At 30.1% G+C, this 19,636-nt stretch carries 16 protein-coding genes; 5 read left to right on the top strand and 11 right to left on the bottom strand.

All coding sequences use genetic code 11. The annotated features are described in order from the left end of the window. The 11 genes from XO11_RS09380 to XO11_RS09330 form a co-directional block, all read right to left on the bottom strand. On the bottom strand, positions 1-642 hold a 642-nt coding region (locus XO11_RS09380; RefSeq protein ID WP_175418532.1), incomplete at its 3' end, for a motility protein A. Then, positions 643-846 (bottom strand): flagellar FlbD family protein, encoded by a 204-nt coding sequence (locus XO11_RS09375; RefSeq protein WP_014297358.1) that lies wholly within the window; start codon positions 844-846, stop codon positions 643-645. It abuts the gene before it with no gap. Positions 847-859: 13 nt separating this feature from the next. Next, on the bottom strand, positions 860-3,484 hold the full coding sequence (locus XO11_RS09370) for a flagellar hook-basal body complex protein (protein ID WP_014297357.1): 2,625 nt from the start codon (positions 3,482-3,484) through the stop codon (positions 860-862). Positions 3,485-3,512: 28 nt separating this feature from the next. Next, positions 3,513-4,181 carry a flagellar hook assembly protein FlgD gene (locus XO11_RS09365; RefSeq protein ID WP_014297356.1) on the bottom strand — a complete coding sequence of 223 codons (669 nt, stop codon included), beginning with the start codon at positions 4,179-4,181 and terminating at the stop codon, positions 3,513-3,515. Next, the gene (locus XO11_RS09360; RefSeq protein ID WP_175418531.1) at positions 4,171-7,728 is read right to left on the bottom strand and encodes a hypothetical protein; all 3,558 of its coding nucleotides are present in this window, start codon (positions 7,726-7,728) and stop codon (positions 4,171-4,173) included. The genes XO11_RS09365 and XO11_RS09360 overlap by 11 nt, the downstream gene beginning before the upstream one ends. Positions 7,729-7,738: 10 nt before the next feature. Continuing rightward, positions 7,739-8,407, bottom strand: a complete 669-nt coding sequence (locus tag XO11_RS09355) for a hypothetical protein (RefSeq protein WP_014297354.1) — start codon at positions 8,405-8,407, stop codon at positions 7,739-7,741. Positions 8,408-8,545: 138 nt separating this feature from the next. After that, positions 8,546-10,033, bottom strand: coding sequence for a YfcC family protein (locus tag XO11_RS09350; RefSeq protein WP_014297353.1), 1,488 nt, complete (start codon positions 10,031-10,033; stop codon positions 8,546-8,548). A 1-nt stretch (position 10,034) separates the two neighbouring features. Then, on the bottom strand, positions 10,035-11,381 hold the full coding sequence (locus XO11_RS09345; RefSeq protein ID WP_075780746.1) for a M20 family metallopeptidase: 1,347 nt from the start codon (positions 11,379-11,381) through the stop codon (positions 10,035-10,037). Between the two features lie 321 nt (positions 11,382-11,702). Then, positions 11,703-13,322, bottom strand: a complete 1,620-nt coding sequence (gene groL, locus XO11_RS09340) for a chaperonin GroEL (protein WP_014297351.1) — start codon at positions 13,320-13,322, stop codon at positions 11,703-11,705. A 14-nt stretch (positions 13,323-13,336) separates the two neighbouring features. Then, positions 13,337-13,606: a co-chaperone GroES gene (groES, locus tag XO11_RS09335; protein WP_014297350.1), complete on the bottom strand. Its 270-nt coding sequence runs from the start codon at positions 13,604-13,606 to the stop codon at positions 13,337-13,339. A 166-nt stretch (positions 13,607-13,772) separates the two neighbouring features. Beyond that, the gene (locus tag XO11_RS09330; RefSeq protein WP_014297349.1) at positions 13,773-14,048 is read right to left on the bottom strand and encodes a hypothetical protein; all 276 of its coding nucleotides are present in this window, start codon (positions 14,046-14,048) and stop codon (positions 13,773-13,775) included. Positions 14,049-14,554: 506 nt separating this feature from the next. Here XO11_RS09330 and XO11_RS09325 point away from each other — a divergent pair. Genes XO11_RS09325 through XO11_RS09305 form a run of 5 tightly spaced genes read left to right on the top strand, consistent with a single transcriptional unit; the run spans position 14,555 to position 19,502 of the window. After that, positions 14,555-15,055: an NAD(P)H-dependent oxidoreductase subunit E gene (locus XO11_RS09325; RefSeq protein ID WP_014297348.1), complete on the top strand. Its 501-nt coding sequence runs from the start codon at positions 14,555-14,557 to the stop codon at positions 15,053-15,055. 12 nt (positions 15,056-15,067) lie between these two features. Continuing rightward, positions 15,068-15,466 (top strand): ferredoxin, encoded by a 399-nt coding sequence (locus XO11_RS09320; RefSeq protein WP_014297347.1) that lies wholly within the window; start codon positions 15,068-15,070, stop codon positions 15,464-15,466. Positions 15,467-15,478: 12 nt separating this feature from the next. Further along, on the top strand, positions 15,479-17,269 hold the full coding sequence (gene nuoF, locus XO11_RS09315; protein WP_014297346.1) for an NADH-quinone oxidoreductase subunit NuoF: 1,791 nt from the start codon (positions 15,479-15,481) through the stop codon (positions 17,267-17,269). 16 nt (positions 17,270-17,285) lie between these two features. After that, positions 17,286-19,019, top strand: a complete 1,734-nt coding sequence (locus XO11_RS09310) for an NADH-dependent [FeFe] hydrogenase, group A6 (protein ID WP_175418530.1) — start codon at positions 17,286-17,288, stop codon at positions 19,017-19,019. A 57-nt stretch (positions 19,020-19,076) separates the two neighbouring features. After that, a complete protein-coding gene (locus XO11_RS09305) occupies positions 19,077-19,502 on the top strand; it encodes a hypothetical protein (protein ID WP_014297344.1) in 426 nt (141 codons plus the stop codon). Positions 19,503-19,636: the final 134 nt, after the last annotated feature.

The raw sequence follows: 19,636 nt of genomic DNA, 5'->3' as shown, positions 1-19,636 counted from the left end.
AAGATTTACCTGTATTGATGTTCTTCTTCCTATTTTTTCTGCTATTGGCAAAGAGAATATATTTGCAACAAGAGCACCGTATAACGTTGTAATAAGAGCAATAGCCATTTTAGGACCTATAGTAGATGGATCGTTCAAACTACCAAGCATCAAAACGAGACCTATCAGCGTTCCAATCATTCCATATGCTGGAGCTAATGTACCCCATGTGTTTAGGATACCCGACCATTTACTTTGTTCCGCTTCAAATAACTCCATTTTTATTTCAAGGATTTTCCTTATTTCTTCTGGATCAGTACCATCAACTGCAGCCCTTAAACCTTCTTTCATAAATTCGTTATCAAGGCCTTCAAGATCTGCTTCAAGGGATATTAAACCTTCTCTTCTTGCTTTTTCTGCAAATGAATATAATGTTTTTAAAATTTCGACCATATCCATTTTTGGTTCTTTTATTCCCATCATTATTGCACTAACTATTTTAAAGGAGATATCTTTTGGCGCGGCAATCATCATACCCCCAATAGAACCAATAACTGTAATAAAGAAGGAGTTTGTATCCCATAATTGTCCTAATCCTGATCCACCACCAATTAATATAGCAACAAAAGCCAAACCCAATCCTATTAAACTTGAGAGATCCATCTAATCACCCCTTGAGTATGTCCCGGAAAATATCCTGCTTTTAAAGTTTATTATTTCTTCTATTATTTTTTTTACATCTTCTTTTACTATATAGATATGACCATTGTTTAAAATTATTGTTGTATCTGGACGGGACTCTATCTTTTCTATCATATCAGGATTTATATAAAACTCTTTACCTCCAAGATTAGTTACTTTTATCAATTAAATCACCTCATTATCTCTTGAGGTTAACAAGCTCTGTTAAAATCTGATCTGATGTTGTTATTACCCTTGCTGCTGCCTGGAATCCTCTCTGGGCTGTAATCATTTTTGTAAATTCTTCTGATAAATCAACATTTGACATTTCTAACGCTCCTGATACAAGAGTTCCTGCACCTTCCTCACCAAAAGATCCTATTTTGGCAATTCCACTGTTATCACTTTGCATAAACATTGAGTTACCTACATCAAGCAATCCTCCAGGATTGGTGAATTTAGCAACAGCTACCTGAGCAATTAAATCTGATTTTCCATTTGAGAATATTCCCAACACTTCACCTAAATCATTAATTGTGAAATTCTGCAATACGCCTTTTGCATTTCCATCCTGATCTGCAATGTTTACTGAATTTGGTGCTGCAAATTGTGTTAAATCATACATGTTTAAAGATACTTTTACAGGTCCAGCCGCTGCAACTGATGATGGTGCAACCCTTTCATTTGGAGATTCACCTGTGCTTGCAGGATCAAACCAGAATCCAATAGCTCCATTGTTTCCATCTGATGTGTCATAATCAACATATCCAACTGAATCCAATCTCCATCTTGAACTTAAATATTGACCTTTCCCATCAAAGGCTATAACACCTTCTGCAGGGTCAGATGTTGTTGTACCATCTTCTGTTATTTTGTATAATGGCTGTCCGTCTACTGTTTCTGCTTTCCAGTACCATGTGTTGTCAGCAATTTTTGTGTATTTTATATTTATATCGTAATCATTTCCAAGTGAATCATATATTTTTGTTGAAATAACCACATTTGGATTTTCGTATTCTGCTATTTTATAATTCTGAGAATTTTCTGTATCTATTAATCTTAATTCACCTGAAACTGGAGTTTGAATTATTTTTCTTGCTGCAATATATCTAACTGTTCCATCTTCTGATGTTTCACCTGCTGTGTTTCCGGTTGTTGCAACAAATGTGTCTGTAGCATTTGCTTCTATTACTGATAATCCAGCTATTGTGTATTTTCCATCTGTTGATTTCCATCCACTTTCCATTTTTGCATTAAATTCTTCAACTGTATCTGCTGATGCGCTATCTCCATCTGCATCTGTAAAGGTTACTGTTTTTAATGAACCACTTTCTTCCACTTTTAATGTTATAGTTACATTTCCATTATTATCTACACTAAATGATATATCCCTTGGATCATAATATACTTCATTGTTCTGACTGTCTTTTAATGAAATACCGCCTAAGAATTTCACATTCCTTGTATTTGTACCATCTGTTAGTTGTAATCTATTATCTTCATCCTGATATTTTGGAATTAATTCTCCTTTTGTATCTGTCATGTATATACCATCAAGTCCCCACTCAGTGGCATCATCAGATGAAGATTGATATAATTCTATGGATAATGCGTTTGTAGAACCTACTGGTAATAATGCAACTGATTCTGAAACACCTGAATCTAAAATAAGATTTTTTAATGTTATTTCATTACCTCCACTATCGGTAAGAGTAACTCCCTGTGCAAAATTTCTGTTTAAATCATAAAATGTTCCGTCTGTAGAAATTGTTCCTGTATATTGTGTTCCTCCAGAATCTGTAACCTGGATTGTTACCTGATTTGGATTTGTTGCATCTCTATATATCGCTATATCAGGTCTGCTATCTCTTGTTGAATCCTGAGAACTTAATGTAACAGGATTACCGTTAGAATCTGTTACAGAAATATCTCCATATGCTCTTAATGGCCAATCTATTCCATTTTTACCTATATCTATTCTTGAATCTGCAGGATATGAAGAGTTAAAATCATTTGTTGCATTGGCTCTAACAACATGTCCTGGATAGTTAGACCATCTTAATACATTACCAACTTCATCAAGTTCAACTTCACCGTAATTACTTCCTCCAAGTAATGTATAGTTTTTATCTGGATCTATACTTTGAGCATGCCATCTATATACAATTCTATCTTTATATTGTTCTGACATTATTCTTTCAAAGGTAAATTTTACCGGAACAACATCACCTGATGAGGATTTTATCGTCATTGTTGTTTCTTTTATTCCAACATCAGAATTTAAATTGTCCGCTAAATTAAGGAATGTTGTTTCTCTTGCTTCCATAACAAGATTTGGAGAAATTGTTATATCCTGAATAGGTTCATTGGAATCTATATATCTTTTTCCTGTTTCTGTTATTTTTGCATTCCATCCCTGTAATTTCATACCACTTGATGGATTTACAAAATGCCCTTCTGAATCTAATGTAAAGTTACCTGCTCTTGAAAAGTATTTTGTTAATCCATCTGATAATACAAAAAATCCATCTCCTTTTATTGCCATATCTGTTTTATTTCCTGTATTCTGAAGTGACCCCTGTGTCATTATTTTATCTATTGATGCTATTTTTGATCCCAATCCAACCTGTGTAGGATTTATTCCACCAAATTGTCCACTTGCTCCTCTACTTTCAGATAATGTTTGTGAAAGTGTATTCTGAAATGTTACTCTTGAAGTTTTATAACCAACGGTGTTTACATTGGAGATATTATTACCTATAACGTCTAATTGTGTCTGAAAGTTTTTCAATCCACTCTGACCACTAAACATTGCTCTTAACATATAATCTCCTCCCAAATTTATTTTATTTTTATATTTCTGATATTTCCACTATTTTGTCTGTGCTATACTTTCTTCCATTTACCAAAACATAAAATTGATTGTCTTCAAATTGTACTGCATCTACCTTTCCTCCATCTAAACCTCCGATTTTTACCTTTTTCCCATCTTTGTACGTATATACGTCATACTTGTATGTTCCATCTGCAACCTGAGAACCATCTGTATTTCTTCCATCCCAGTTAAATGTTTTCATTCCTTCTTCCTGAATACCCAAACTCTTTGTAAAAACAAGATTGTCATTTTCATCATAAATATCCACAAATACCTTGGTTGGTTCTTCAAGATTATAAATTATTGCATCAGAAAATCCATTAACAAGATTTATTTTATTGTTTTCTACCACAACATTTTTACCTATTAAATTGGACGTTTGTACTTTAAATAAACTCATTTGGGAGTTAACCATATCCTGAAACGATTCACTCATATTCATTATTTGTTCTGTCATTGACAGTTCAGACATTTGCGAGATAAATTCTCTATCGTTCATTGTATTGGTTGGATCCTGATACTTTAACTGTGTCATTAAAATCTTTAAAAACGCATCTTTATCCAGTTCTTTTTTGGGTTCTGAACTTTTAGGCTTTGAATACTGTGAAAATACTAAACTTGCTGCTGGATCAACATTATTGATCATTTAGATCACCTCTCAAAAATTCCCAGAATGTATTTCTTTTATCTTTTCTCTTTTTTTCATTTTCGCTGTCATTTTCTTTATATAAATTCTCTTTTTGATTATTTTCTCTTTGCTGATTTTGAGAATTATCCTGATTTTGCTCATTTCTCTGATCTGTCTTTATATTTAATTCCATTTTTTCATAATTTTCCTTAAATACCTGTATAACATTTTCAAGCCGTTTTTCAATTTCTCTTCCGTATCTGTCATTTTCAACTGTAATATCAAGGGATAAATTTTTCATTGATTTTATTATTTTTATTTCAACTTCTCCAAGATCTGGTGGATTAACTTTTACTACAGTTTTTTCAAAGTATTTTGGAACATTTTCTATTTTCTTTATTGTATTAACTATACGATTTTGTAATTCATTTATTGTAATTGTTTTTGGAACATTATTGTTTGTTAACTGCCTTGTTTCCTGCGCTGATGTTTGTTTTAACAAATGCGGATGCAAATATTCCACTTTTTTCTCAAATATTGGAGATTTTAATTCTACTTTTTTATCCCTTTTTAAATTTCTAAAATTTTCTATTTTATTTTCTGGTATATAGGATATTTTGTTATTTTTCTTTATCTTAATATTTTCTACTGTTTTTAGTATTTCCCTTGCTTCATCTATTCCTTCTTTACTGTATTTAATCAGAACTTTTATGTCTTTATAATTTTTAACTAATGTATAATCCATTTTATTTTTCGATAATACTCCTTTTAAATCCTTGATATTATTTCCGGAGATATTGTTTTTTAATATATATCCTTCTGATTTTTCTGAAGAATATATTTTTTCAACATGTTTTTTGTTATTTTCCATAAAAGTCTGTATTTTGTGTTTTAATAGATTTACGTCTATATTATTCTGTGGTTTTTTTATATGAGCTTTGTTTAATTCTATACTTTTTAATAATGCTACGGCCTGTTTATTGTTATTAATTAATATTTTTATATTGATATTTTTATCTTTTATCTGCAATACTTTCTGGTTACTATCAAAGGTATTTTTTATTGAAACTTTATAATTATTACCTTTTTTTAGATTCAACGTATTTTTTAATTTTTTGTATTTTACAGATTTAGCCTTTAAGATTTCTGGAACTTTTTCATTTTTAATAAATTCCGCATTATCCACTTCTTTATTTTCCAGATATTTGAACTTTTCAGTATTATTTCTATTTATACGTATCCTTTCAAACTCATTGTTTTTATTATTTTGATCTATTTTGTTGTTTATACGCTTTTCTATCTTTCCTCCATTTTCTCTTTTTATATTATTTATATTATGAGAGGATTTGATTTTTTCATTTTTTTCAGGCGATTTAAAGAAAACTTTTTGAATATCTTTTATTAATTTTTTAAGTTCTTCTGGATATGTTTCAGGAGTTAATTTAGATTGTTCAACATCATGAAAAATATCTTTTATTAATTTTTCTATTTTATTTTGTAGTTCATTTAAATTATTCTCTCTTCGAGTAATATTACTAAGATCTTTTTCTTTTTTTTGTCCAATTGGTGATTCACCTTTTTTATTCTGATTATCTATAATTATTTTCTTTATTTCCTTTATTTCTTCTCTGGTATCTTTGGATAATATTTCATCTTTTTCTTTATAAGATAATATAAATCTTATAACCTTTTTTACATCTTCTTTTGTAAAATTTAATTTTTCATTATGATTTTCTGTTGTTTTTTTATCTATATTGAGCTCTTTGACATCACCTTCTTTTATTTGTTTATTTATCTTTTTTATCATTGATTCAATTTCTTTTTCAATTTTTATTTTTAAGTCTTTAGTTTTACCTTCATTTTTCTGGAATGGATTTATGTTTAATTCTTTAATTATACTTTCGGTAATTATCTTTGCCGTTTCCTTTTCTTCTGAATTTTCTTTGTTATTTTTTACCGCTTCTAATATTAAATATTCTATTTTTTTTATGTTTTTATCTTCATATTTTATATTATGATTATTTTTTAATATATTAAATATTTTTCCAGCGGTTTCATTTATTATTTTCTTTATTTCTGAATTTTTTATTTCTTTTTTCACTTTATGAAAATCAAAGAGATTTATTAAGCTTTCTAAAAGCTTTTCATTATCTTCATTTAATTTATTGATATTAAGATTATTTATCCCAGATTCTTTAATTTTTTTATAAACTTTCTCTTTGATTTCATCTTTATTTGATATTTTTGTTTTAGTATAAGATTCTACTGTATTAATTATTTCCTCTGCTATTTTTATTATTTTTTCTTTGTGTTTGGTATCAGGATTTCCTTTATTGATTTCAGTTAATTTCAAATCTGATTTTATTAAAATTTTTCTTATTTTATCTTTTATCTGATTTTCATTAAATTCATTATTATTAATTACCTCTATCTTCTTACTTTCTATTATCTCTGATTTCTTATTTTCAATTTCAATATTTATTAGTTTTATTTTTTCCAATGCTTTGCTTAACTCGTTTTTTATTTCTTTAATTTCATTGGATTTGTTTCTATCAGATATTTTATTTATTAAAGCAACTATAATTCTTTTTACTTCATTAATTTCATTTTTGTCTTCTTTTGAATTCATATTTTGTAATTTTTTGTGTATTTGCTTTAATTCCTTAATTAATTTTTCTTTATTTGCTTCGTTTATTTTACTTTCTTTCTTATTTATTAAATTATTACTCTTGTTTTCAACAATCACTTTGTTCATTTTTTCTGATAATTTATCCAGTTCATCAATTTTATTTTTTAACATTTCAATTGATTTATTTATTACTTCCAGTTTATTATCACTCTTATTGTCACTTTTTAATTCTTCCTTTTTTATATTAATCTCTCTGCTGAATTTCTGAGTTTCTTTATTCTCTGAAAATTTTATTAAATCAGAATCCTTTATATATATTTTTCTTATTTGCTTTGAGTTTTCTATATTTTTTATATCTTTTTCAAATATTTCTACTATCTGTTTTAACTTTTCATTTAATCCACTTTTATCTTCAGTCTTTTTTTCTAAAGAAAATATTGCTTTTTTTATATTATCTATTTCTTTTTTTATCTCTATTAAAGCTTTTTTATTTATTTTTTCTGGTTCTATCTTTAAATATTTTATATTTTCTTCTACACTTTTCAGTATTTCTATTATCTTCTTATAATCAACATTTTCTTTATTTTCTATTTTCAAATTGTCATTTTTTAAGCTTTTCTCCAGTTTTGTTAATTTAACCTTCTTTATGGCAAAAGACTTTAAATGGCTATTTCCAGTTTCATAGCCATTTATTTTTTTTATATTTATCTTTTTTATATTTAATGATTTAAGAATCCTGGATTTTTCATTATCCCGGAAAGCTTCTTTTTTAACGAAAGAATTTATTTTTGAAGCGTGATTTAATGAAGAATTTTTATTTTCCACAAATAGTTTGTAGAAAGTTTTATTTGCGGATTTTATTTCATTATTTTCATTGGCGAATAATGCCTTTTTCTCTTTTTTTATCGAGAATAATAAAGGAAGACCGGATATCATTTTTTCCCTCCTATTGACTTTTCACCTCCCCTATCTTTGAAATAACATTTGCAGCTTTTGTTGGATTTACCTGTGCCAATGCCTGTACTATCTCTGCTGCTGTATCAGAAGGCAGCATTAATAACGCATTGACTATTAAATCTATGCTTACTTCATCTCTGGAAAGCGCTAACGCTATTTGAGATGGTGTAGAGGAGGCGAACCATTCGGATAATTTTTTTATTCTATATTTATAATCTTCAAACATTTCCTTTTCTTTTTCAAATTTCTTTTTTTCTTCTTCCAGCTTTTGTTTTGCAATAGCAAGTTCACTTGCTTCATTGCTAAGTTGAACTGATAATTTATTCAACTCTTCAATTTGTGATTTTAATTTTTCATTTTTTATATCTATTTCTTTCATTCTATCTTCAAGTAATTTTTCTTGGATAACGTATGCATTTCCTACATCTAAATATTCATATTTTACTTTATCTTTTAATACAGGCACTTTTTGTAGCATATATGCTACAAAACTTTTCCAGTCTTCCTTTATACTTAAATTTAATGTTTTTAATCTTCCAAATTCAAAATTTATATATATTATTGTGATTACAATACCTGTTATAAATATTGACCAAAAAAATAAACCGAATAATCTCTTAAATCTACTTGGCTTTTTTACATTTTCTTCTTCTGGCATAATCCATTCCTCCTTTATTATTCTCAAAGTATAGTATATCAAATTTTTTCCTTTTTTAAAACAAATATACAAAAAAATCACACACGAAAATAAATTCGTGTGTGATTTTTCTACTTTAACTCTATATATTAAATATCATTATATATATACAGCTATTGTTAATGCTGCCATTACCACTAATGAAACTATTATAAGTAACTTCCATACAAATTTGAAGTATATTTCATATGGAACCTTTGCTATAGCCAATGCACCCATTATTACAGCACTTGTTGGAGTAAATAGATTTATAACTCCTGATGCTGATTGATACGCTGTTATAACAAGATCTCTTCCAACACCGGCAAAATCTGCTAATGGTGCCATAATTGGCATTGTTAATGTTGCAAGACCTGAAGTTGATGGAACAAGGAATGACATAGGTAAATAGAATAAATATGCAATATTTACAAATGCTACAGAACCAAGTTTAGCAAGTGTTTCTTCTCCCCAATGCAATATAGTTGCTGTCATTCCACCATCATTCATAACAACTGTAATACCTCTTGAAACACCTATAATTAATGCAACACCCAATAAATCCCTTGCGCCACTTACAAAAATATCTATGTATTCGCTTTCACTCATTTTATAAATCCTTGCAATAATTAAACTTGCTACAAAGAATAACATTGTAATTTCTCCAAACCACCAGTCACCCAATGGTATAGGATGTCCTATTATTTTTCCCAAAACAGGTATATTCATTAAAAAGTTATTAAAGTTTTCAAATATATGGATATCAAATTTCCATGCCCAAGGAATTACACCCAATACCATTACAATAAATGTTAACCCAAATATCCATAATACCTTTTTTCTTTCCTTTGTTAATTCAACTTCAAGATTTGTATTTTCATTATTGAAATGTTCTTCATGCTCTTCTTTTAAATGATATACTAATGATTTTGTTGGATCTTTTTTTACCTTATCCGCATATCTCATTACATATATAATTCCTATAATTTCAGAAGCTATTAAAATAATCAACCTTAATCCTATACCATCTCCAATAGAAATATTGGCAAAGCCGGAAGCTATTCCTGTAGCAAAAGGGTTAACAGTTGAACCGAGAACACCAAGCCCAGCTCCCAAGGCTATTGTCGCAACAGCTGTTAAAGCATCAAAACCCGCTGCAATAAATACCGGTATAATTAAAGGATAAAAGGCTATTGTTTCTTCTGCCATTCCATATGTTGTTCCTCCAAGACCAAATAATACCATTAATATTGGTATTAACAGCTTTTCTCTTCCATTTAATTTTTTCAGTACACTTGCAATTCCAGCATCAATAGCACCTGTTTTCATTACTACAGACAAAAAGCCACCTATTACAATAACAAATAACGCAATATCAACAGCATCATAAAAACCCTTAATAGGTGCATTAAAGATTTCCCATAATCCCTGAGGATTCTGTTCTATTCTATGATACGTTCCAGGAATAGGTTGTGGCTTTGATGCGTTTGGATCAACATAATCATATTGCCCTGCTGGAATAATCCATGTAAATATTGCTACAATAACGATAATGGAGAATAAAATCGTATAAGCAGTTGGCATTTTAAAACCCTTTTTTCTTTCCATTTTATACCTCCTCACAAATTTTATATATTGCTTTTGCATATATTTTTATTGCTTTGAGTAAATCATCTAATTTAATACTTTCATTTGGCTGATGCTCAGTTTTAGCGGAATCTGGAAATGTCGCACCAAAGGCTATACAATTTTTTAACGCTCTTGCATATGTTGCACCACCTGAGGATATTGGCAATGATTTATAATCTCCTGTTTCTTCTCTATATGTATTTAAAAGAATCTGATACAAAAAGTGCTCTTTTGAAAAATATACAGGTGCTAACCAATCAATTTCTTCAATTATTAAATTATATTTCTGTGCTTTTTCCTTTAATTTTTCCATTACAAATTCTTTTTCTACTGTAACGGGAATTCTTATATCAACGCCTATTTCCTGTTTATTTCCTTTAAATTCTATCTTTCCAATATTAAACTTTAAATATCCAGAATCTTCATCTTTACATTCACCAAAAATCTTCGTTGCATATGGATCTTCACCAACTTCATTGACAATAAAATCTATCATATTTGATCTATAACCTATTTTATTTAATGTTATAATTAATCTTATGATAGCATTAACCCCTTTTTCTGTATCTTTGGCATGAGCAGATTTTCCTAATACAACTAATTTTCCATTTTTTACAGTATATTCATATCCTGCATCTTCGAGTTCATTTTGTAATTTTTCCTGATCTTTGCCAGAATATTCCATTTCATCTGGAACTGCATTTAAAGCGCTTCCACCGGATATATTTAAATCACATTTTTCATTTCCAGATATTTTAAGTTGTAATAAACCTTTTTCAGCATATACTAAAGGAAATTGCGAATCAGGAGTAAAGGATATTGTTGGAATTTCTTCTTTTTCTTTATATTTTTCAATACCTCTCCATAACAATTCTTCATCGGTACCAAAAATAAATCTTATTCTCTTCTTAAATTCATAACCCATATTCTTTAAAATCTTAACAGCGTAAATTGCAGCCAGCATAGGACCTTTGTCATCCTGAACTCCACGACCATATAATATACCATCTTTTATTTCAAGAGAAAATGGATCTGTTTCCCAGTTATTTAAATCACCAGCCGGCACTACATCAAGATGCCCCAGAACACCTATTAATTCTTTTCCTTCTCCAATTTCCGCATATCCATAATAAGGATTATAAAATGTTTTAAACCCCATTCTTTCACAAATTTCAAGTGTTTTTTTCAATACATTATCAATATTTTTTCCAAAAGGAAATTCTTCTGATTCTTCTTCATTTACACTTGGAATTTTTATAACCTCCTCCAAGTCGTGAATAAAATCACTTTTGTTTGCAGATATTAATTTTTCAATATTTTCTAACATAACACACCTCCTTTGCCCAGCTTATTATACAATTAATTATAATTAACTCAAAATCCCAAAAAGGAATAAAAATAAACTTATTAAATCAAAAATAATACTCATGGTCATTTATTATATTATTTTATAAGTATGCATGAGTATGCATGAGTATGCACGAGTATGCGTATGATTATCATTTTATTATTCCTGGCGTATTTTATTATTAATATCAGAATACACTTATTAACCTATATTTTTTGTTTCTAATTAATAAAATATAAATATTGATATATTTTTTTATAAAAAAACTGCCCCGAAATTCGGGGCAGTTTTATTTATTTATTAATATGCTGGCATATCTGGCATTTCTGGTGCTTTTTCTTCTTTTGGTTCATCAACTACTAATACTTCTGTTGTTAAGAGCATTGAAGCAATTGATGCTGCATTTTGTACTGCACTTCTTGTAACTTTTGCTGGGTCGATAATTCCTTTATCGAACATATCTACAAATTCATCATTTAATGCATCATAACCGTAAGCTACTTCGTCTTTTGCCAATACTCTATCGATGATTATTGCTCCATCTACTCCAGCATTTTTAGCAATTTGTCTAATTGGTGCTTCTAATGCTTCATATACAACTTTTGCACCGATTTTTTCGTCTCCTTCTAATTCTTCTAATAATGGTTCAATAGCTTTTTTAGCTCTTAATAATGTTACTCCACCACCAGGAACTATACCTTCTTCTACTGCTGCTCTTGTAGCTGATAATGCATCTTCAATTCTGTGTTTCTTTTCTTTTAATTCTGTTTCTGTTGCAGCACCAACTTTAATAACTGCAACTCCCCCAGCCATTTTAGCAAGTCTTTCCTGTAATGTTTCTTTTTCATATTCTGAAGTTGTATTTTCAATTTGTGCTTTTATCTGTTTAATTCTTTCTTTGATGTTTTCTTCGTCACCTTTTCCACCAACGATAATTGTGTCATCTTTTCTTACTTTTACCATATCTGCTCTACCAAGGTCGTTTAATGTTACATTTTCCAATGTTAATCCAACTTCTTCACTGATTACAACGCCACCTGTTAAGATAGCTATATCCTGTAACATTGCTTTTCTTCTGTCACCAAAACCAGGTGCTTTAACTGCAACTGATTCTAATGTTCCTCTTAATTTGTTTAATACTAATGTTGATAATGCTTCACCTTCAACATCTTCTGCAATAATTACTAATGGTTTTCCAGCCTGTGCAACTTTTTCTAATACAGGAATTAATGGCTTTACTGTTGAAATCTTTTTATCTGTAATCAAGATATATGGTTCTTTCATTATTGCTTCCATTTTTTCTGTATCTGTTACAAAGTATGGTGAAATATATCCTCTATCAAATTGCATACCTTCTGTGAAATCTACAAATGTTTCCATTGTTTTTGAATCTTCAACTGTGATTACACCATCTTCGCCAACTTTGTCCATTGCATCTGCAATTAAGTTACCTATCTGTTCGTTGTTTGCTGAAATTGATGCAACATGTGCAATATCTTCTTTACTTGATAATTTTTTGCTCATGTTCTTGATTTCTTCAACAGCTTTTTCTGCTGCTTTCTGAATTCCATTTTTCATTAACATTGGATTAGCACCAGCAGCTACATTTTTCAATCCTTCTCTTATCATAGCCTGTGCCAATACTGTTGCTGTTGTTGTACCGTCACCAGCCACATCATTTGTTTTTGAAGCTACTTCTTTTACTAACTGTGCACCTAAGTTTTCAAATTTATCTTTTAATTCGATTTCTTTTGCAATTGATACACCATCATTTGTAATTGTTGGTGAACCCCAGCTCTTTTCCAATACAACATTTCTACCTTTTGGTCCTAAAGTTATTTTAACAGCATCTGCTACCTTATTAACTCCTCTTTCTAATGCTCTTCTTGCTTCTTCTGAGAATAACATTACCTTTGCCATTTCACAACACCTCCTTAGTCTTCATATTTTGCTAAAATATCATCTACGTCGATTATAATATAGTCTTCATCGTCAATTTTTATTTCTGTTCCTGAATATTTAGCAAATACTACGTGATCACCTACGTTTATTTCAACATCATCGTCAATAGTTCCAATAGCAACAACTTCTGCTCTCATTGGTTTTTCTTTTGCTGTATCTGGTAATACTATACCGCCTTCTGTTTTCTTTTCTTCAATAACAGGTTTTATTAATAATCTGTTACCAAGTGGTTTTACTTTCACACCAATCACCCTCCTTGTCCATATTTTTTATTTTTTTAGCAGTCAAGTTATCCGAGTGCTAATTTCTATTTGTATGATACTCCTTCTTGAAAAAAATTTCAAGCATTATTATAAGCGTTTATTCCTTTTTATTTTCAATTAATCGTGATTATAATTAAAATTCTAATTATTCTTCCTTTTTCCATAATATTTTATTTGCCCGATCATCAAAAATCTCTTTTATATCCTCTGGTACAGTTAATTCTTCTTTATATGTTTCAATAACCTCTATAATCAAATCCTTTGGCAATGATGAAATTACCCATAAATCACTTATTAAAACCCTGCCTTCATTTTTTACAGGAGCCTTAATAATCGAACTTTCAACTGCTTTTAAAAATATTCTTAAATCTTCTTCTTTATAAAAACCCTTACCTGTATCATTTCCATAATTAATAGGCATTTATACCCCTCCTTAAATTTGTTTTTTGTATTGTTTATTATAACATCTTTTAATTGCTATTAAATTAAAAAAGTTTTTTATATTATTTTATCTTCTTCAACCATACAAAATAACAGGTTATATATACCATTTGTATATATTGAGTATATTATATATAATGATTACTTTCTTGTAAATTACACATGTTTCTAAATCTTTTATTCGATATTCATTAATCATGATTTAACATTTCACAAATAGAAAAACATTTATTTAACACTTTCGTTTTGCTAATGTAATAAAATTGCCTGTAAATTAAATCAAATTATTTTATAATATAGTTGAAGATATTTATTTCTCCATCTTAACTCCGGATTGTGAAAAAAATAATAATATAAGATAATTTTAGTCAGAATTTAATTATTTTTAACTATAACTTAAATATAATTTGTGAAAAAAATAGCTATAAAGTTTATATATATTCATAAAACATATAAATAAAAACTTTATCTTGAGGAGGGAACGGAATGTCCGTAGAACTTGAAAGTAAGTTAAAAGAAGTAGAAGAATATATTGACTCTCTGGAACTCGAAGGGAAGGACAAAGTTACAAAGAGAAGTTATCTAATCCATGTGCTACATAGAGCACAGGAAATAATTGGTTATTTACCAATTGAGGTTCAAAAATTAATCGCTAAAAAATTAGACGTTCATGCTTCTGATGTTTATGGAGTAGTAACGTTTTATAACTTTTTTTCAATGAAACCAAAGGGAAAATATCCTATAAGTGTATGTTTAGGAACAGCATGTTATGTTAGAGGATCAGGAGATATTTTAGAAGAATTTAAAAAACAATTAGGCATTAAAGAAAACGAAACAACAGAAGATGGATTATTCAGTCTTCATGCTGTTAGATGTGTAGGAGCATGTGGTCTTGCACCAGTTGTTATGATTGGTGACGAAGTTCATGGAAGATTAACGAAAAACGATGTAAAGAAATTAATAAAAGAATACCGTGAAAGAGGTTAAGGAGGGAAATATATGCCTAAAATTAAAAGCCTTGAAGATTTATTAAAACAGAAGGAAGCTGCAAAAAATAAATTGAATTTAAGAAAAATTGCTGATAAAGACAATATAATAACTTTAAAGGTTGCAATGGGAACATGCGGAATTGCAGCTGGTGCAAAAGAAACATTTAACAAATTGGTTGAAATTGTTGAGGAAAAAGGACTTGATAATATTAGAATTATTCAAACTGGTTGTATGGGGTATTGTCATGCAGAACCTACTGTTGAAGTTTCTGAACCGGGAAAGGAACCTATATTATATGGAAAAATCAACGAAGAAAGAGCTGTTGAATTAATTGAAAAACATATATTAAACGGAGAATTGCTTCAGGATTCAATAATAGGAGAAACACACAAATCCATTAACGAGTAAGGAGGGAATATAATGCCATCATATAAATATCACATATTAATCTGTGGAGGTACAGGTTGTACATCTTCTAAAAGTGAACTTATAAAGGATAATCTTGAAAAGATTATAAAGGAAAAAAATCTTGAAAATGATGTTCAGGTTGTTAGAACAGGTTGTTTTGGATTCTGTGAACAGGGACCTATTGTAAAGTTCTTACCTGATAATACATTTTATGTTAGAGTTACACCGGAAGATGCAGAAGAATTGGTTAATGAACATATTATAAAAGGTAGAAAAGTTGAAAGATTGTTATACGTGGAACCTACAGAAAAGGAAAAAATCGACGAATCAAAGAAAATGCCATTTTATAAAAAACAAATCAGGGTTGCTTTAAGAAACGCCGGTTTAATTGATCCTGATGATATTGATGAATATATTGCAAATGATGGTTATCAGGCTTTAGCAAAAGCATTATCAATGACTCCAGAAGAAGTTGTTGAAGAAGTTAGAGAATCCGGTCTTAGAGGAAGAGGTGGAGGAGGATTCCCAACAGGATTAAAATGGGGATTTGCCCAAAAAGCAAAAAGCGATGTAAAGTATGTTGTATGTAATGCAGACGAAGGTGACCCGGGAGCATTTATGGATAGATCCGTTTTAGAAGGTGATCCACATTCAGTTATTGAAGGAATGGCTATTGCAGGTTACGCAATAGGAGCAAATCAGGGATATATTTACATAAGAGCAGAATATCCACTTGCAGTTAAAAGACTTCAAAATGCTATTAATCAGGCAAGAGAATATGGACTATTGGGTGAAAATATTTTAGGAACTGATTTTTCATTTGATCTCGAAATAAGACTTGGTGCTGGAGCTTTTGTTTGTGGTGAAGAAACTGCTTTATTAGCTTCAATTGAAGGATACAGAGGAGAACCAAGAACAAAACCTCCTTTCCCTGCCCAAAAAGGTTTATGGGGCAAACCAACTATTATAAATAATGTTGAAACACTTGCAAATATTGCTCCTATTATTTTAAAGGGTGCAAAATGGTTTAGAAGTCTTGGAACAGAAAAATCTCCTGGAACAAAGGTTTTTGCACTAGCAGGTAAGGTTAACAATGTTGGACTTGTTGAAGTTCCAATGGGTACAACATTAAGAGAGGTTATTTTTGATATTGGTGGTGGAATTAGAGATAACAAGAAATTTAAAGCTGTTCAAACAGGTGGACCATCAGGAGGATGTATTCCTGAAGCATATCTCGATACTCCAATTGATTTTGATACATTAACTGCATTGGGTTCTATGATGGGTTCAGGTGGTATGATTGTTATGGACGAAAATACATGTATGCCTGATGTTGCAAAGTTCTATCTTGAATTCTCCGTTGAAGAATCATGTGGTAAATGTACTCCATGTAGAATAGGTAACGTAAGATTACTTGAAATATTAGAAAAGATTACTTCTGGTAGAGCAACAATAGAAGATTTAAATACACTTGAAACTTTAGGAAAAACTATAAAAGATTCTGCATTATGTGGTTTAGGTCAAACATCACCTAATCCAATATTATCCACTCTGCATTATTTCAGAGATGAATATGAAGCACATGTTCTTGATAAAACATGTCCAGCTGGAGTATGTAAGAATTTAATTACATATGTAATTGATAAGGATAAATGTGTGGGATGTACAGCATGTGCGAGAGTTTGTCCTGTAAATGCAATTAGTGGTGAAATTAAGAAACCACATGAAATAGATCAGGAAAAATGTATTAAATGCGGCGCCTGTTATGCAACATGTAGATTCGGCGCTATAGAAAAGATATAAGGAAGGAGGATGCAATATGCCAAAAATTACTATAAATTGTAAAGAGGTTGAAGTTCCTGAAAATTATACAGTTTTAGATGCTATTAATTCAATAGGTGCATATGTTCCAACATTATGTTATATGAAACTTGAAGATATAGGAATTGAAAATAAACCTGCCTCATGTAGGGTTTGTATGGTTGAAGTAGAAGGAAGAAGAAACCTTGCTCCAGCATGTGCTACTCCAGTTTTTGATGGAATGGTTGTTAAAACACATTCAAGAAGAGCTATTCAGGCAAGAAGAACTGCTGTTCAACTTTTATTATCAGATCATCCTCAGGATTGTTTAAAATGTCCTAAAAATGGTGACTGTGAATTACAGAGCCTTGCTCACGAATTAAATATTGTTTCAAATCCTTTTATGGGTAAGATGTCAACTCACAGAATTGACGAATCAGCTGCTATTATAAGAGATCCAAATAAATGTATTATGTGTAGAAGATGTGAAACTGTATGTAATGAATTCCAGACAGTTGGTGTATTATCAGCAGTTAATAGAGGATTTGATGCTGTTGTGAAACCAACTTTTGACTGGAATTTGGAAAATACCGCATGTACTTTCTGTGGTCAATGTGTTGCAGTATGTCCAACAGGAGCTCTTGTTGAAAAATCATATATTGATCAGGTCTGGGATGTAATTGAGGATCCAACAAAACATGTTGTAGTTCAAACAGCTCCTGCAGTAAGGGTTGCTCTTGGTGAAGAATTTGGTTATGAACCTGGAACAATTTCAACAGGGAAACTTGTTTCTGCATTAAAGGTTTTAGGTTTTGATAAAGTATTTGATACTAATTTTAGTGCTGATTTAACTATAATGGAAGAAGCTTCTGAATTTAAAGAAAGACTTGAAAATGGTGGATATATGCCTATGCTTACAAGTTGTTGTCCAGGCTGGGTTAAATTCTTAGAACATCAGTTCCCTGATTTATTAGAAATGCCATCAAGTGCTAAATCACCTCAGCAAATGTTTGGTGCAATAGCAAAAACATATTATGCACAAAAAGCAGGAATTGATCCAAAGGATATAGTTGTAGTTTCAGTTATGCCATGTCTTGCTAAAAAATATGAAGCAAACAGGGAAGAAATGAGAGATTCAGGTTATAAAGATGTTGATTATGTAATTACTACAAGAGAATTGGCAGATATGATCAGAGAATCAGGTATTAACTTCCAGAATTTACCCGAAGGTGAATACGATAATCCATTAGGCGAGTCAACAGGTGCTGCTGATATTTTTGGAAGAACAGGTGGTGTTGCAGAAGCTGCATTAAGAACTGCTTATGAATGGATTACAGGAGAAGAATTAAAAGATGTTGATTTTGAAGCTTTAAGAGGTTATGAAGGAGTAAGAATTGCTGAAGTTGATATTAAAGGTCAAAAAATCAGAATTGGTGTTGCTCATGGTTTAGGTAATGTTAGAAAATTGTTAGAAGATATCAGAGAAGGTAAAGTTGAGGTACATCTTATTGAAGTAATGGCATGTCCTGGCGGATGTGTTGGTGGTGGAGGACAACCTTATCATCACGGAGACTTTAATATCATCAAAAAGAGAATTGAAGCTATTAATAAAATCGATAAAAGCAAACCTATTAGAAAATCACATGAAAATCCATCTATTAAAAAATTATACGATGAATTCCTTGAAAAACCTCTCAGTGAAAAATCACATAAATTATTACATACAAGATATTTTGAAAGAGAATGGTTATGATATAATAAAAGCGGGGATTTCTACCCCGCTTTTTTATAAATATTAAGGAGGGATTGGATGTATACTTATAGTCTTATTGTTATTGCAGACTCTGAAGAAGATGCTATTAAAAAAGCTTCTAAATACGCTGGAAGATATGGTGATCATAATGTATCTTCATGTATTTCATATGCAAGTGAAAGCAAATTATTTGAAGATACCGTCCAGGAATTAATTTCTTTATATAAAGGTTTATACAATGCATCTGAAAATATGATTAAGCGTTTTGAAGGAAAGGTCCCTGAAGATGATTTTATTTTTAATACTTTAAAGGAAAATCTTGAAAGATATGAAAGAGGGAGTTATGCTTATCCCGAAGAATGGAAGCTTGTCTTTCATGATGGTAGAGATTTTGAGCATATAGACGATTATTCTTTTTTTGAAAATATAAAAAATAATACAAATCATGAAAATTTATATCTTTTAATAATTGATATACCATAATATATAAAATAAAAGGGGGATATCCCCCTTTTATTTTATTCTGCAGCAGGTTCGTTAGATACCTTTCTTTGAAATATGTATTTATTATTAACCCCATGTTTTTTGTTACAATTTTTCATTTTACCGTATAGAAG

The organism is Marinitoga sp. 1138 (assembly GCF_013363265.1).
GTDB lineage: Bacteria > Thermotogota > Thermotogae > Petrotogales > Petrotogaceae > Marinitoga > Marinitoga piezophila.
Note: the sequence above shows the minus strand (reverse complement) of the source record. Positions and strands in the feature narration are given on the sequence as shown.

Coding starts and splice junctions, on each gene's coding strand:
- XO11_RS09370 (WP_014297357.1), bottom strand. CDS start 3,484: ATGTTAAGAGCAATGTTTAGTGGTCAGAGTGGATTGAAAAACTTTCAG.
- XO11_RS09365 (WP_014297356.1), bottom strand. CDS start 4,181: ATGATCAATAATGTTGATCCAGCAGCAAGTTTAGTATTTTCACAGTAT.
- XO11_RS09360 (WP_175418531.1), bottom strand. CDS start 7,728: ATGATATCCGGTCTTCCTTTATTATTCTCGATAAAAAAAGAGAAAAAG.
- XO11_RS09355 (WP_014297354.1), bottom strand. CDS start 8,407: ATGCCAGAAGAAGAAAATGTAAAAAAGCCAAGTAGATTTAAGAGATTA.
- XO11_RS09350 (WP_014297353.1), bottom strand. CDS start 10,033: ATGGAAAGAAAAAAGGGTTTTAAAATGCCAACTGCTTATACGATTTTA.
- XO11_RS09345 (WP_075780746.1), bottom strand. CDS start 11,381: ATGTTAGAAAATATTGAAAAATTAATATCTGCAAACAAAAGTGATTTT.
- groL (WP_014297351.1), bottom strand. CDS start 13,322: ATGGCAAAGGTAATGTTATTCTCAGAAGAAGCAAGAAGAGCATTAGAA.
- XO11_RS09330 (WP_014297349.1), bottom strand. CDS start 14,048: ATGCCTATTAATTATGGAAATGATACAGGTAAGGGTTTTTATAAAGAA.
- XO11_RS09325 (WP_014297348.1), top strand. CDS start 14,555: ATGTCCGTAGAACTTGAAAGTAAGTTAAAAGAAGTAGAAGAATATATT.
- XO11_RS09320 (WP_014297347.1), top strand. CDS start 15,068: ATGCCTAAAATTAAAAGCCTTGAAGATTTATTAAAACAGAAGGAAGCT.
- nuoF (WP_014297346.1), top strand. CDS start 15,479: ATGCCATCATATAAATATCACATATTAATCTGTGGAGGTACAGGTTGT.
- XO11_RS09310 (WP_175418530.1), top strand. CDS start 17,286: ATGCCAAAAATTACTATAAATTGTAAAGAGGTTGAAGTTCCTGAAAAT.
- XO11_RS09305 (WP_014297344.1), top strand. CDS start 19,077: ATGTATACTTATAGTCTTATTGTTATTGCAGACTCTGAAGAAGATGCT.